Origin of the sequence: Ochrobactrum sp. AN78 (genome assembly GCF_029909885.1) — a bacterium.
GTDB lineage: Bacteria > Pseudomonadota > Alphaproteobacteria > Rhizobiales > Rhizobiaceae > Brucella > Brucella quorumnocens.
The window spans coordinates 144,289-158,192 of the sequence record NZ_JASAMU010000004.1 but is presented as its reverse complement, the minus strand read 5'-3'; the positions used below and the strand labels follow the sequence as shown (position 1 = coordinate 158,192).

The following is a 13,904-nucleotide window of genomic DNA, read 5'->3' as shown; positions in this document are numbered from 1 at the left end:
GCGTTGGTATCGGGCGTTTAGGTGTTGAGGCTTTCGCACGGGTTGCGCAAATTGCCTTTCACCAACTGGACGAATGAATTGAGGTATTTGGGACATTTGGCCGAAAATTAATTATGCAGCACTGTCAGCAATGAACCCACCCGTACCGCTTTCAAATCGAAAGCCTTGATAAAATCATCAAGTGCTGTCGATGGGGCAGACAAATCGAAGGTGCCGGTAATCCGACGTTCTGCGAGATCACTGCTTGCAATCATCACCCGACCCGGGAGATGTCTAGCAATGTCCTCGACCACATGACCAAGCGGTTGATCTTCAAAGATCAAGCGGCCACTGCGCCACGATGCGGCGAGTTCCGGGTCGATTACGGCGACCTGTCCGATGCCGTTCTCATTATCGTAGACAACGCTATGACCCTGTTCAAGGCGAAGCGTGTCTAGTGGGCTTTGTGTTGATGAGGTGGCGCTGGTCTGCACCTGAACGGCATGTTCAGTGACCACAACATCGGCACCGCCATCTTTCAGCTTCACGTCGAACTCGGTGCCGAGTGCGGTTACCTCACCATTGGCAGCTCGGACGGTGAATGGCCTCTGTGGATCTGGCGCAACGATGAAATAGGCTTCGCCGCGAAGCAGCTGAACCTGACGTTCACCCTCTGTCATGTCGAAAGCGATTGCCGAGCCTGCGTTGAGCTGGACGGTCGAGCCGTCCTCAAGTTTGATGACCGGCATTTCGCTGCTGGCGGACATGGCGTTTGCGCGCAGACGCATCGGGCCATCAAAAGCAATAAATCCGCCTGCGAGTACGCCAAATAAAAGCATGAAACTTAAAGCCGCGCGTACCGGATAACGCGGCTTTCTTGCAGCGGTTCGAGCGAAATCTGTATCCTGCAGGAGTAGAAAGCGGGAATCGCTGAAAACGCGCGAGGCTTTGGCAAACGCCAACTCATGCCGCGCATCGCTGGCACGCCAGAGTGCACACGCTTCGACAATTGCCATGTCTTTGGGTGAAGCCTGAAGCTGCATCAGCCAATCAACAGCCTGCTCCTGAATGAGGGGCTGGGTCTTGTCTTGCTTCTTTGCCGCCGCGCGCATTATGCCTGATCCAGTTCGTCGAGCCGAATGAGGCAGTGCATAAGCGCTTTCCGGAGATGTCTGTCCACCATATTGCGGGTGATTCCGAAGCGTATGCCTATTTCGTCCGGCGACAGATTGCCAATTCGGTTGGCGATGAACACGCGGCGTTGGCGCAACGGCAACTCCATTATCGCATCGCGCAGACAGGCGAGACGGCGCGGCATATCCAGTGCCAGATCAGGGTTTGCATCCTTGCTTGCGATATTTGAGGCTTCGTCTTCAGTGCCACAAAAGAGCTTTGCCTCGAAGTGCTCGCGACGAAAGCGGTCGAGACCAAGATTGATCGCGGCGCGTGTGAGAAAGGCGCGCAGCGACGACTTGCCTTGAAGATCTGTTCTGCGGTCCTTCAATCTCACATAAAGATCGTGGACGATTTCGTTGGCGTTTGAAGATACGTGTCCGCGTCGACGGACTGCACGACACAGTTCGTCATAATAATCTGTAATGGCAGCATCGATGTCAGCGATTTCCTGTAGAGGAAAAGCTGATATCAGCTTGGATTTGTCAGATTGGTTCACGGCTCGCACCACATTTTTGTGGCGGCACCATAGGCATGCGCTTATTCAAACGCAATAATATATGAGCATTATACTCATCTTACGTGAGCGCTGTTGCATTTCGCCTACAACTCCTGTTTCGCCGCAACGGTGGAGAGCACTCCACCACTGCGAACGAGAGCGAAGTTTTATTTCGGCAACTGAGCTGCGGCTTGCTTGATGGCCGATGTGATCTGTTGGCAGAAAGGCTCAACGCTCTTGCCAGAGGTCTTGGCGTAATCCTCGACGTCGGTCTCCTGACCCATCGACTGAACAACGCCCTTTTTGCCAGCGGCCTGCGCCTCTTCAAGACCGGACTTGTCGGCAGGAGCCTGCATAATCTTCATAATGGACTGCTGGCTGTCGATGTCTTCCTGTGTAGCGAAGCCTTTGTCCTTGCAATATTCGACGATACCCAGCTGGTTCTGTGCTGCTTTATAGAGCGCTTCCGGTGTCATCTGCTGTGTGGCCTGGCCTTGCGCCATGGCGCTGCCTGCGGTGACCGATGCAAGAATAAAAGCGCAGATACCTGCATTTTTCATCGTTTCAACCTTTCAATTATATCGCATTTCCCACCCGAACGAACAGATAGAGCGGGTTTGGAAAAACGGAACCCGCTTTGAAAGGCTTAAAGCTCATAAAAGGCATCGCGAAATAAAGACCTGCTAATCGGGGTAACAAGTTTTTACTGCTCTTGGGGTTTCCGAGGCTTTGTTTCGTCACATTCGGGTTTGGAAGAGTTACGCCCAGAAGTAGCGCACGATATGAAAGAAGACGGGAGCCGAGAAGACCAGACTATCGGCGCGGTCGAGCATTCCGCCATGACCTTCGATCATATGCCCCCAGTCCTTGACGCCGCGATCCCGCTTGATGGCAGAGGCGACAAGCCCGCCGAAAAAGCCCATGACACAGGCAGTTGCAGCTAACGCACCCGCCTGAAGCGGCGAAAACGGCGTCAGCCATGCAAGACTGGCACCCAGCAATGATGCAGCCGCAACTCCGCCGACGAAACCTTCCCACGTCTTTGAAGGAGATATATTGGGCGCGATGCGATGCTTGCCGAACAATTTTCCGAAAACATATTGCAGCACGTCGCTGCCCTGAACGGTTGCCACCAGAAATGCGATCAGCAGTAGTTTTTTGCCTTCGAAGCCCGGAATATCCAGTGTCATCAGCGCAGGCACATGGCTGATGCAGTAAACCGAGAGCATGATGCCCCATTGCTGTTCACTGATGCGTTCCAGAAAGCGCGACGTATCGCCGGAAAGGGCAGTCAGAACGGGCATGGCGAGGAAGCAATAGACCGGAATGAAGATGGAATAGAGACCGTACCAGTCGATCCAGATCAGATAATATTGCACCGGAATGACTAGCAGGAACATGCCAAGCAGCACGCGGTGGTCGGCGCGACGGGTTTGGGTGAGCGTGGCGTATTCGCGCAATGATGCAAACGATATGAGTGCAAATAGTACGATCACGCCGCCTTTACCAAACAAGAAGGCGATGCACATGGCGCCGACCATGATCCACCATGCCTTGATGCGGGCATTGAGGTTGACCAGCGTGGATGAAAGCGGTTTTGGCGCACGCCATGACAACACGCCGGCAACGGCGCTGGCTGTGACCAGCACACCCATGAGGCCAAGGAAGAGTTGGGTCGTTTCGCTCATGGATGATTACCGTTTTGAGGCTGAATATCGAGAAGGCTTTGCCGCGCGCGCGTAAGAAATTCCTTGCGGTCCTCGCCCTCGCGGAGCTGAACAGGTGCACCAAAAATGACACGGCAGAGAAGCGGCACAGGCAGCATTGCGCCTTTGGGCAGCACGCGTGACATGTTTTCTATCCAGCATGGAACAAGTTCAACATCGGGCCGTGTCAGTGCCAGATTATAGATGCCGGAACGGAAGCGCAGCAGCGCTTCGTCGGTCATGTTGCGGGTGCCTTCCGGGAAGATGATGAGAGAATGGCCGTCGGCCAATGCTTTCAGCATCACTTCCATTGGATCTTGCGTCCGCTCCACCCAGTTGCGCTCAACAAGCACGGTACGAAGCAACACTTCCGCCATGAATTGGCGCACACGGTTTCCGCGCCAGTAGTCGGCCCCGGCGACTGCTCGTGTGCGCGCACGCTCCTCCTGATTGAGACAGGAAGAAAGCAAAATGAAATCGCCATGGCTGGTGTGATTGGCGAAATAGATACGCTGGTTGAGCGATGGTCCAGTGCCGGTCCAGATTGGCCGCACGCCGGTTATCCCGCGTGAGAGAATTGCCAGAAGCGAGCCGAAAATCGATTGCACATGGTGGCGGATCAGTTCGCGCATACTACAGCTCCACCCCGATCGGCAAGACAGCCATCAGGATTGTTAAGACGATTGCGGCTGCCAGAAAGACGCGAAGACGACCAAGAATGCGTTTCGACCCTGCGATGCGGTCGTTGAGTGGGCGCAAGGTCTCGGTCTTGGCGCGCAGACCCATCCGCGCAAGAATGGTGTCTAGCTCTGTGAGGCCTTGCTTTTCATCCGTACTGGACGCGAGTAGTCGAAAAAGTGCGGCATCAAAAAGCAGATGCGTCGCGATGCCCATAACAATCAGAACGCTTACAAACAATAGCGGCCAGATAAGCCAGAATGCAAGGTCGTGGATTGAGCGTAAGAATGGTGCGGAACTGAGTATCACCACTGCAATACCAATGCCGAAAAACGCATTTCGGCGCAAACGGCCTGCAATGTCGAGGGCCTGATCGAGTACTCGCGAATTCATGTCAACACCTCGACGTGGTGTAGATGTACCGGCCACCCTTTGGCGCGAATAAGCGCTTCGGCTTCACGTGCGTTTGCAACGCGCCCTGTCCCGATCAACCAGTCCACGGCAACTGTTGCGCTGCGTTGAAAGCCGAGCGCACAGCAAATAAGAACCGGGCCGTGATGCCGTGCAGCTTCAACTGCGCTGGATGCCAGATGCACGGTTTCAGGAACAGGCGCAACAAGATCCATTGTGCTGAAGCTTTTCCATTCGACAGCATTGCGCGCTGCCACGATTTCAGCCGCGAGGTCTATGACTGTCTTAAAATGATTAAGCTCTGAAGCTTTCGGGAAACGTCCGAGAAACACACCGTCGGCCAGCTCGATATGTGGAGGCAGTTTTCGCGTCCAGAATCTGATGTTCAATCGCGCAAAGAGGCGATAGGGAGCCAGAAGCCAGCGACTTGCGAGGCTGACGGTTCCATCTGTCTGTTTTTGGAATATCACAACGCCGGCACCAAGATAACCGAGCGCAACAATCGTCAATGCGGTGGCAGGCCAGAACCAAAAAATCGCGTAGCCAGTCATACTGAGGCCATGGATGCCGAGTGCGAGTAAAACAACAGCGCCTGCCAGATAATATAGACCCAGTCGGCGCGCCGTTGGGTTTGACGTCAATTGAAAACCGGCAAGTGGTGATGACCCATTACGTGGGAAAAGCCATAGGGCAAAAAAACCGAGCAAAGCGCCTGCAGGTATATCGACTGCATGATGCTGGTAGGTGGTCAGCACCGACAATCCGATCAACAGACACCAGATATGCCAGACAATCCGTATTGCATCGCCCATCACGCGACGCATCTGATCCCAGATAATGATCAAAAGCGCGATATGCAGCGAAGGCGCCTGGTTAAACGGTTTGTCGAACCCGCCCAGCACATCGAACATGAAACCCGGCAGGCCGGATGTCTCAGGTTTGACAAATGTGGCTGTCAGCGGAAAGGCGACAAAGCAAAGTACGGCGATAATCTGCGCGGTGAGATAACGCTTAGCCAGCCGGTCCACCTGTTCCGGGCTGTCATTGACGAAAAGTGCTATCGCGTAAAACAGATTGACCGACCAATAGGGAATGATGCTCCACTCGATAAAGGGAACATGGCCTTCCCAGTTGAAAGCGAGGTTCGGCACGTCATCATGGAGCGATGCAAGCCAGTTTGCTGTACCATATGTGAGATAGAAAAATGGGCCGAGAAACAGCAACCACAGGATCGCGCGGCGGATTACTAGCCGCCGCGATGCTCCATCGATCCTGTCAATGGTCGCTGTCACGCTTGATCGTCTCCGACCCGTTCGGCAATCGATACGGTAAAGATGCCCCGTTGATCGGTGCGCTGTTCGATTTTGCGATAGCCCGCCTTTTCAACAAGCTGATCCATTTCGCCTTGCGTACGGCGACGCATCACCCAGGCCTGCCCGCCGCGATGTGACGTCAGCGCACGCGCAATCATTTCGAGCTGCGGATGCCATGGTTGGTTGGTGTAGATCAGCAGCGATCCCGGCTTTTGAACGCGTGCAAGACCCGACAAGGAACGAGCGATCAGCGCGTTGTCAGGAAACAGTTCGTAAAGCCCGGAGACGATTGCGAGATCGGGTTGCGGTGTCACGGTGGCGAGATTTTCCTCGTCAAACGCATCACCCTCTTCCATATGAGCGATTGCCTCAAGTCCGCGATCCTTGATCAGCTTGCGCCCGGCAAGAACATTGATCGGCGAATAATCGCGCAAATGAATGCTGTCCGGCATATCGCCAGCGCGGGCCACAGCATCAATCACATAGCGACCATGGCCGCAGGCAATATCGAGGATATTGGTCGAACGCCCTTCACTCTTAAGCCGTCTGATGGCCTGCCCGATCAGCTCTTCCAGATGCACCTTACGCTGGCGAATACCGCGCCAGCCAATGGCTTCGAGAAACTGCTTGTCGATGAGTTTGCCGCCGGGGCCTAAGCCACGCGCTTCGTTCTCGTAGACATAATCAAGTGTGGAGCCGGAATCGAAACCAGTACGACGACCGACTTTCAGGCCGTTGGACAAAAGCGAACCGAAGCCGATTGATGCGCGCGTTGAAGCCCAATAAAGACCGCGCGCCGAGAGAAGTGGCAAGGGGCTCGACAATTTGTCAGCCTCGTCACGCGTGTATCCAACAATATGGGCGTCAGTCAGATCGGCGGGTTGCGGCTCCTCAGCGAAACGCGCTTCGATGAAATCATGGATCAACGCGAGTGCTGGTTTGCGATCTCGCTCGCCCAGCGTATCGTGATAAAATCCTTTGAGAACATGGCGCTCTTTGATGCGGCTGCCGAGGTTTTCAAAGAAGCGATGCTGCGGCGTTGGCCGCACGACAAAATCGCTGCCGGAAATGAGCAGCTGTGTTGGAACGGTAATGGCCCGTGCATCGTCCACCACGCGCTTTGCCGCCTCATAAAGCTGAAGCAGAATATGCGAGGCGATGGGACGTGTGATCAGCGGATCAGTGCGATAGGATTCAATGCGCTCTGGATCATGGGTGAGAAACTGCGGTTTGACATAGGAATTGACGTAGAACGTGCCCTTTAGCTTTTGCCAGAGCGCAATACCCTCTTTGGCAAAAGGAACGTAAAGCTTGATGTCAAAGGCAGGCGACGCCATCACCAGCGCGCGGATATTGGGCGCATAATCATGCACCCATGCGGCCGCGAGAACTGCGCCAACGCTTTGTGCGATCAGTGCCACGTCTTCAATTCTGACGCCGGTTTCAGTACGGATATGCGCGACGAAACTATCGAGGTCACGGATCGATGCGCCAAAGCTTGGCGAAAAACCACGCTCGCCCGGCGAGCGACCATGGCCGCGTGCGTCCCAGGCATAGAAAGCATAATCGTCAAGGCCGAGTTCATCAACGAGATGCGCCACGCGTCCGCTATGTTCATGTCCTCGATGCAGGAGAACAATCACGCCTTTTGGCGTTTGCAACCGTGCAGGCCAGAAGCGATAGAACAGCGATGTACCGTCATGGGTGATGAATTGGGATTCAGCCGGCTCACGATGTGAAGCCGTTTCATGCCCCGGCATGTCTGCACGCTGGTTCATCAGTTCTCCTCTCAACAGGCCTTCTCCCGCTTTTCGGGATGCACTCCAAGTTATTCGACCCAATTACTATTGAGTAGAATAGAATGTTTGAATAAACGAGCTAGGGCCGGTCGCAAATAGCTGATTTCTACATAATCGTCATTTCCAAGAGTTTCGCGAAAGTTTCTTATGTCAGTTTATCAACTTAAGTCCCACTTCCAGAACTTGCTGAGACCTCTTGTCGTGCAGCTTGCAGCAAAAGGTGTGACGGCCAATCAGGCCACGATTGCAGCTGCACTGGTTTCCATCGTTCTGGGTGCTTTTCTTGGCTGGAGTGGAAATGCGATCTGGTTTGTGCTGGTGCCGATCTGGCTTTTCCTGCGCATGGCGCTGAATGCAGTTGATGGAATGCTGGCGCGCGAACATGGTCAAAAGTCGGTGCTGGGCGCTTATCTCAATGAGATCGGTGACGTAATTTCAGATGCCGCGCTCTATGCGCCCTTTGCGATCATCGCGCCGTTTTCTGCGGTTTGGATTTTCGCGATTATCTTTATCGCCACTTTGACCGAATTCGTCGGAGTGACTGCGGCTTCGCTCGGATCAAGCCGCCGTTACGATGGCCCCATGGGCAAGAGCGACCGCGCTGTGGTATTCGGTGTGCTTGGTGCTTGGATCGCCATTGATGGTATGCTGCCTCAATGGATGTTCTGGTTGCAACCGGTGCTTTGTGCGCTTCTGGTTCTCACCGTCGTCAAGCGTATCCGCAACGCAATGAAAGAAGCCCCGATCTCGTAAGTTCGGGGCCATATTCTGTTTCAAATGCTCTCGGCTTATTAGTGCGCCGAAACGAAAGCCGACATGCTGGTAATCAGCAGCATTCCGACAGTTGCGCCTGCGTCCTGAAGACCAATGGTCTTTTCCTGGAAAGCGGCTGCCTTGCCGTGCTGGGCGACCATGGTCTTGGTCGCTTCGAGCGCATCTTCGGCCGCCTTTGCTGCTGCGGCAAGCGCATCTGCAAGTGATGCACCCGCTGCGGCCTGTGCTTCAAGTGTTACGGCGATTGGATCAAGCACATCGAGAAGCGTCTTGTCGCCAACCTTTGCCTTGCCGCGCTCGGCAATACCATCACGATAGGCGCGCCAGAAGGCGGCAATTTCTGAGGCTCCCAGTTCGTCGATACCGTCACAGGCCTTGCTTGCCCGCAAAAAGCCGGTTGCGGTCAACGTACCCATGGTTGATGGCGCAACGCGGGCCATGGTGGTGCCAGCGACACGCAGGAGCTTGGCGATGCCTGCAGCTTCACCTTCCGCATGGACAGCTTCTGAAGCTGCTGCAAAGGCCTTGCTCATGGTGATGCCGAGATCGCTATCGCCAACCTTGCCGTCCAGCGCGATAAGGAATTCGCGCTGTTCTGCAAATAGCTGCTTCCAGCTGTCGAAGAGGTTGATCAGATCAGATGATGTAATGACGTTCATGACCGCACCTCAACCCGCGAAATGCTTGAAGAAAGGGGTATTAGCGGAGGCGGCAACGAGTGGCTCCAGTTCTTCATCCAGATGCAGCACGGAAACCGATGCACCAGCCATTTCCATCGAAGTAGCAAATTCGCCGATCCAGACATGCTTGACCTTGACGCCACGTTCGTCGAAGAGCTGTGAAACGCGACGGAACATGATGTAAAGTTCTTCCAGCGGCGTGCCGCCAAGACCGTTGACCAGAACGGCAACTTCATCGCCCTTGGCATAGGTCTGCTCAGCGAAAATACGTTCCATCAGTTCATCGATGACTGCATCTGCACTGGCAAGCTTCTTGCGGCTGATGCCGGGTTCGCCATGGATGCCCATGCCGATTTCCATTTCGTCTTCGCCAATGGAGAAGGTTGCATGGCCAATTTCCGGCACAACGCAGCTTGAAAGCGCAACACCCATGGTCCGTGTGCGCAGGCGTGCCTTGTCGGCAAGGCGTGTCACTTCATCAAGCGACAGGCCATTGGCGGCGGCTGCACCAGCTGCCTTGTAAACAAAGAAGATACCTGCAACGCCGCGACGCTTGTGTTCTTCACCGACGACTGAGGAAGCCACGTCATCATTGCCGACAACCTGCTTGACTGCAATGCCATCGAGATCGGCAAGTTCTGCAGCCATATCGAAATTGATGATGTCGCCGCTGTAATTGCCGTAGATGTAAAGAACGCCAGCGCCTTGATCGATAGCCTTCGTCACCTGATACATCTGCTCAGAGCTTGGCGACTGGAAGACGCCACCGACAGCTGCGCCATCGATCATGCCTTCGCCGATATAGCCGAGGAACAGCGGCAGGTGGCCGGAGCCGCCGCCTGTTGCAATGCCGACCTTGCCGGATTTGATATTGGCTGTGACCATACAACGCTTGTCATTATCGACAAAGGTAAGCTCGGGATGTGCCCGATAGATGCCTTCGAGCATCTCATCCACGAAATTGACGGGATCGTTCAGGAATTTCTTCATGATTTCCTCTTGAGAGTATCGGGTTATTTCTTGCGTTGGCGGGTGACGAAGAAGGCGGCAGCCAGCAGGATGAAGCAGCCTACGACGAGACGCTGCCATGTGCTGGGGATGCCCACGAGCACCAGAACACTGTTGATGACGGTGATAAGCAGCACACCGAGCAGGGTGCCGAAGACTGTGCCGGTGCCACCGGTTATGCGCGCACCACCGAGAACCACAGCGGCGATGACCGCAATTTCTGTGCCAACAAAGTCGAAAGGGCTTGACTGGCGATTGGCGCAGACATGGATGATGCCTGCAAGTCCGGCCAGACCACCTGCATAGCCGAACAGGAAGATATGGATGGTGCGCAGATTATAGCCGAGGCGGCTTGCGATCTGGCTGTTACCACCCATCGCAAAAATCGCCCGGCCCATCAAAGTGCGGTTCAATATCCACCAGGTTAGGATAGCAGCCGCAGGCAGCACCAGAAAATAGAATGGCATGGTGATGGTGGCACCGGTTGCCGATTCAAACTGGAACAGCGGAAGGCGACCGAAAGCACCCATTGTCGGAGGCAGGGACATAATCCAGACCGTGCCGACAAAAGCCAAGAGGAAGCCGCGGAACAGATATTGCGTGCCGATGGTAACGATCAATGATGGCACATTGAGGTAATGCACCAGCAGACCGTTGAGAACACCAAGGAAAATACCGCCAGCAATGGCCATCAGAATGATGAAGATGATCGGCAGTTCCGGCATATAGGACTGCACCAGAAGCGTCAGCGAATAGACTGTCGTGGCTGCAATCGCGGTGAAGGAAACGTCGATGCCGCCCGCTGCGAGAATGATGAAAACGCCAAGCGCAAACAGGCCCATCACCACACTGGCACGGCCAATATCGATCAGTGTCGAGGGTTGCAGGAAGGCTGGGTTGACGATCGACACAATGGTGCAGATCGCGACCAAAAGAAGGAAAGTGATCGATTCAGGGCGCCTGCGAATGAATTCACCCGGCTTGAAGGATTGGGCACGGCCTAAATCTGGATCATATTGCGACGCGCTCATTGGGCAACTTCCTTCTGCGACGACATCATGGCTTGATAGAGCTGGTCTTCTGTGGCCTTTGCCGCATCAAATTCTTCAACGATGGTGCCAGCATTCATGACGAGAATGCGGTCCGCATTTTGCAGGAGCTCCGGCAGATCATCGCTGACGATGATGAGGCCCATTCCAGCTTCAGCCAGCGCCTGAATTGCCCGATAGATCGTATCTTTCGATCCCACATCGACGCCAACGGTCGGCCCGTGAAGAACAAGAAGCTTGGGTGCGATGCTGAGCCAACGACCAATCAGAACACGCTGCTGGTTGCCGCCTGACAGCGCGCCAACAGGCAGATCGAGATTGGTGGTGTTGAGCCGCATTTCCTGCATGAGCGAAGCGGCGATATTCCGGCCCTTTTTCTGATCAACAATGCCGAGACTGTTGCAGAGCTTTCTAAAGATCAGCGCGATCTCATTTTCAAAGATCGACTTGTCGAGGAACAAGCCTTCCGCAAGTCGGTCCTCCGGCACGTAGCCAATGCCACGCTCAATCGCTTCTGCCGGGCTTTTAACCTGAGTGGCCTTGCCGTCGAGGCGGATCGTGCCGGAATTTGCCGGAGCGACACCTGTGATCGCCATGGCAAGCTCATTGCGCCCTGAATCGGCAAGGCCGGTGATACCCAGAATTTCGCCCTTGTGAAGGCTAAACCCGATATCCTTGAAGCCAGAAGCCGTCAGCCTGTCGAGTTTCAGCAGTTCTGCTTCACCCGGTTGGCCCGTGCGGTAGCGTTCGGCATCGATTTCTCTACCGATCATCAGCTCGGAAAGCTGCTTCTTGGTATAGTTTTCGATTGGTCCCTGTGCCACGCACTGGCCATCGCGAAAGACAACCGCGTTTCCGCCGATGCGGTAGCATTCATCAAGTTTATGCGTCACGAAAAGCACGGCAACGCGCTCAGCACGCAGACGCTCGACCACCGCAATCAGATTGTCCACTTCGCGTCGGGTCAGCGATGTGGTTGGCTCATCCATGATGACGAGTTTGGCGCGGGTCGCGATGGCGCGCGAGATGGCAACCAGCTGGCGCATCGCAAGCGGCAGCTCTGATACGATTGTATTGAGAAAAGCCTTGTCGGTCGGAAGACCAACCGTGCCCAATGCACGTTCTGCCGTCTCACGAAGCTGCGAAAGCTTGACCCTGCGAAACAGTCGGCCATTGCCTTCAACAAGCTGCTCATTCAGCGCTACGTTTTCGGCCACGGTCTGGTTGGGAATAAGCGACAGGTCTTGATAGACAGTCTCGATACCAGCGGCGAGCGATTGGATCGGGTTCAACGACGGATAGGTTTTTCCATCGAGAATGATCTCGCCTTCGCTTGGTGCGTGGGCGCCGGACATGATCTTGATGACGGTGCTCTTGCCACAGCCGTTCTCGCCCAGAAGGTGATAGGCTTGGCCGAGATCAATGGTCAGGTCAATGCCGCGCAGCGCGTGAACACCGCCAAACCGCTTATGGATGTTGCGCAATTCGAGAAAGCGATCCTGAGACCGGTCATTGCCCGTTGTATGGCCCATCGCATTGTTCATCGTAGTTGACACGTTAAATTCCTTTGTCGCTGCACCGTCGCGCGAGGTTACGATTGGCGCTACAGCTGTAGGATCGGTCGGCTTTGGCTTGCCGCGCTAACTCTTTGAAGCGCGCTCTAAGCAAATGATTTGCCGTGATAAATTAATCGACAATCAGCCGGGTTCAGCCACCCGGATGCGGCTCCAATCAGAGCGCATCCGGGCTTTTGACACTATTGCGCGAGGCTGAACGATGTCCCCGCACGATAGTCAGTCAGCCTGTGCAGAAACGCCTAGAACAGGTGTTCCTTGTAAGTGCTCTTGTCAGCGATAACCATGCCGTTACCGATGACGAGAAGGCCTTCACCGGCACCCTTTTTAACGCTGACCTTGTTGTAACCGTCAACGCCGAGATCGGTGCCTTCTGTGACTTCCTTCTTTTCGAGTAGAAGCTTGGCAACCGCATTCATCGCCATGCCAGCCTTCTGCGGATCCCAGAAGCCGATTGCGGTGATCGCGCCTGATTCAAGAAGATCAGCCGATGGATTCGGCAGGCCGGTGCCGACGAGGCAAACCTTGCCGCTCAGGCCAGCTTCATCGATTGCACGACCAACGCCGAGAACGTCGTTACCGGCAGAGGTCTGGAAGCCCTTCAGGTCAGGGTGCTTGCGCAGGATTTCCTTGGCCTTTTCATAGGTGCCGTTGGCATCGTCGAAGGATTCGTTGTTTGGATCGACGAGCTGCATGTCAGCGTATTTCTTGGCATTTTCTTCAGCCGAACCAACCCACTGCATGTGGGTGCGGCTGCCGAGCGAGCCGACGAAAGTTGTCCACTTACCGCTCTTGCCCATGCATTCTGCGAGGCGCTCATTGAGTGCCGTGCCGTAATCCGCATTGTCGAAGGCTTCAACGTCGGCCATTGTGTTGACCTGGTTGTCGGCTTCATGGGTCACAACAACGATGCCGCGTTCGATTGCGCGCTTGAAAGTGCCTTCAAGAACAGCCGGGTCCATGGGGACGACTGCAAGTGCGTTCACGCCCTTGGCAACGAGATCCTGTACGATCTGAAGCTGCTGTGCTGCGTCTGCCGTTGCCGGTCCGCTCTGTGTCGCAACCACATCAGGGTTGGCCTTCTGATAAGCTTCAACGCCGGTGTTCATACGGTCGAACCAAGGAATACCGCTGATCTTGACGACAGTTGCGATGACCGGCTTTTCCTGTGCGACGAGCGCACTTGCACTGCCTGCTACAATCGCTGCGCCAATGACAGTTCCAGCGAGCAGTTTTTTCGTTACTGATTTCATGATTTCCT

14 protein-coding genes are annotated in these 13,904 nt (G+C 54.8%); 1 reads left to right on the top strand and 13 read right to left on the bottom strand.

Annotation, left to right across the window (positions count from 1 at the left end):
* Window positions 1-107: 107 nt before the first annotated feature.
* The 8 genes from QBD00_RS10065 to QBD00_RS10030 all read right to left on the bottom strand — a co-directional run bounded on the left by QBD00_RS10065 (window position 108) and on the right by QBD00_RS10030 (window position 7,537).
* Window positions 108-1,091, bottom strand: coding sequence for a FecR family protein (locus QBD00_RS10065; RefSeq protein WP_318579354.1), 984 nt, complete (start codon window positions 1,089-1,091; stop codon window positions 108-110).
* On the bottom strand, window positions 1,091-1,651 hold the full coding sequence (locus QBD00_RS10060) for an RNA polymerase sigma factor (protein WP_318579353.1): 561 nt from the start codon (window positions 1,649-1,651) through the stop codon (window positions 1,091-1,093). The genes QBD00_RS10065 and QBD00_RS10060 overlap by 1 nt, the downstream gene beginning before the upstream one ends.
* A gap of 167 nt (window positions 1,652-1,818) precedes the next feature.
* On the bottom strand, window positions 1,819-2,211 hold the full coding sequence (locus QBD00_RS10055; protein WP_151093129.1) for a hypothetical protein: 393 nt from the start codon (window positions 2,209-2,211) through the stop codon (window positions 1,819-1,821).
* Between the two features lie 198 nt (window positions 2,212-2,409).
* Window positions 2,410-3,339, bottom strand: a complete 930-nt coding sequence (locus QBD00_RS10050; RefSeq protein ID WP_151093128.1) for a phosphatidate cytidylyltransferase — start codon at window positions 3,337-3,339, stop codon at window positions 2,410-2,412.
* On the bottom strand, window positions 3,336-3,989 hold the full coding sequence (locus QBD00_RS10045) for a lysophospholipid acyltransferase family protein (protein WP_151093126.1): 654 nt from the start codon (window positions 3,987-3,989) through the stop codon (window positions 3,336-3,338). Before QBD00_RS10045 ends, QBD00_RS10050 begins: the two co-directional genes overlap by 4 nt.
* A gap of 1 nt (window position 3,990) precedes the next feature.
* Window positions 3,991-4,428, bottom strand: a complete 438-nt coding sequence (locus QBD00_RS10040; protein ID WP_151093124.1) for a hypothetical protein — start codon at window positions 4,426-4,428, stop codon at window positions 3,991-3,993.
* Complete coding sequence (locus QBD00_RS10035) at window positions 4,425-5,738, bottom strand: phosphatase PAP2/dual specificity phosphatase family protein (RefSeq protein ID WP_318579352.1); 1,314 nt, start codon at window positions 5,736-5,738, stop codon at window positions 4,425-4,427. The genes QBD00_RS10040 and QBD00_RS10035 overlap by 4 nt, the downstream gene beginning before the upstream one ends.
* Complete coding sequence (locus QBD00_RS10030; RefSeq protein WP_318579351.1) at window positions 5,735-7,537, bottom strand: bifunctional alpha/beta hydrolase/class I SAM-dependent methyltransferase; 1,803 nt, start codon at window positions 7,535-7,537, stop codon at window positions 5,735-5,737. Before QBD00_RS10030 ends, QBD00_RS10035 begins: the two co-directional genes overlap by 4 nt.
* A gap of 168 nt (window positions 7,538-7,705) precedes the next feature.
* Here QBD00_RS10030 and QBD00_RS10025 point away from each other — a divergent pair, with 168 nt between their 5' ends.
* On the top strand, window positions 7,706-8,311 hold the full coding sequence (locus tag QBD00_RS10025) for a CDP-alcohol phosphatidyltransferase family protein (protein ID WP_318579350.1): 606 nt from the start codon (window positions 7,706-7,708) through the stop codon (window positions 8,309-8,311).
* 38 nt (window positions 8,312-8,349) lie between these two features.
* On the opposite strand, the gene QBD00_RS10020 is transcribed toward QBD00_RS10025, so the two are convergent.
* The 5 genes from QBD00_RS10020 to QBD00_RS10000 all read right to left on the bottom strand — a co-directional run bounded on the left by QBD00_RS10020 (window position 8,350) and on the right by QBD00_RS10000 (window position 13,896).
* Entirely contained in the window at window positions 8,350-8,991 is a 642-nt protein-coding gene (locus tag QBD00_RS10020) for a dihydroxyacetone kinase family protein (RefSeq protein WP_151093116.1), read from the bottom strand.
* A gap of 9 nt (window positions 8,992-9,000) precedes the next feature.
* Entirely contained in the window at window positions 9,001-10,002 is a 1,002-nt protein-coding gene (locus tag QBD00_RS10015) for a dihydroxyacetone kinase subunit DhaK (protein WP_151093114.1), read from the bottom strand.
* A 23-nt stretch (window positions 10,003-10,025) separates the two neighbouring features.
* On the bottom strand, window positions 10,026-11,051 hold the full coding sequence (locus tag QBD00_RS10010; RefSeq protein WP_151093112.1) for an ABC transporter permease: 1,026 nt from the start codon (window positions 11,049-11,051) through the stop codon (window positions 10,026-10,028).
* A complete protein-coding gene (locus QBD00_RS10005) occupies window positions 11,048-12,601 on the bottom strand; it encodes a sugar ABC transporter ATP-binding protein (protein ID WP_318579497.1) in 1,554 nt (517 codons plus the stop codon). The genes QBD00_RS10010 and QBD00_RS10005 overlap by 4 nt, the downstream gene beginning before the upstream one ends.
* A gap of 284 nt (window positions 12,602-12,885) precedes the next feature.
* Complete coding sequence (locus QBD00_RS10000) at window positions 12,886-13,896, bottom strand: substrate-binding domain-containing protein (RefSeq protein WP_151093110.1); 1,011 nt, start codon at window positions 13,894-13,896, stop codon at window positions 12,886-12,888.
* Window positions 13,897-13,904: the final 8 nt, after the last annotated feature.

Bases quoted from the DNA above. Each gene is read 5' to 3' on its own strand.
- QBD00_RS10065 (WP_318579354.1), bottom strand. From the start codon at position 1,091: ATGCGCGCGGCGGCAAAGAAGCAAGACAAGACCCAGCCCCTCATTCAG.
- QBD00_RS10055 (WP_151093129.1), bottom strand. From the start codon at position 2,211: ATGAAAAATGCAGGTATCTGCGCTTTTATTCTTGCATCGGTCACCGCA.
- QBD00_RS10050 (WP_151093128.1), bottom strand. From the start codon at position 3,339: ATGAGCGAAACGACCCAACTCTTCCTTGGCCTCATGGGTGTGCTGGTC.
- QBD00_RS10045 (WP_151093126.1), bottom strand. From the start codon at position 3,989: ATGCGCGAACTGATCCGCCACCATGTGCAATCGATTTTCGGCTCGCTT.
- QBD00_RS10040 (WP_151093124.1), bottom strand. From the start codon at position 4,428: ATGAATTCGCGAGTACTCGATCAGGCCCTCGACATTGCAGGCCGTTTG.
- QBD00_RS10030 (WP_318579351.1), bottom strand. From the start codon at position 7,537: ATGAACCAGCGTGCAGACATGCCGGGGCATGAAACGGCTTCACATCGT.
- QBD00_RS10025 (WP_318579350.1), top strand. From the start codon at position 7,706: ATGTCAGTTTATCAACTTAAGTCCCACTTCCAGAACTTGCTGAGACCT.
- QBD00_RS10020 (WP_151093116.1), bottom strand. From the start codon at position 8,991: ATGAACGTCATTACATCATCTGATCTGATCAACCTCTTCGACAGCTGG.
- QBD00_RS10015 (WP_151093114.1), bottom strand. From the start codon at position 10,002: ATGAAGAAATTCCTGAACGATCCCGTCAATTTCGTGGATGAGATGCTC.
- QBD00_RS10010 (WP_151093112.1), bottom strand. From the start codon at position 11,051: ATGAGCGCGTCGCAATATGATCCAGATTTAGGCCGTGCCCAATCCTTC.
- QBD00_RS10005 (WP_318579497.1), bottom strand. From the start codon at position 12,601: ATGGGCCATACAACGGGCAATGACCGGTCTCAGGATCGCTTTCTCGAA.
- QBD00_RS10000 (WP_151093110.1), bottom strand. From the start codon at position 13,896: ATGAAATCAGTAACGAAAAAACTGCTCGCTGGAACTGTCATTGGCGCA.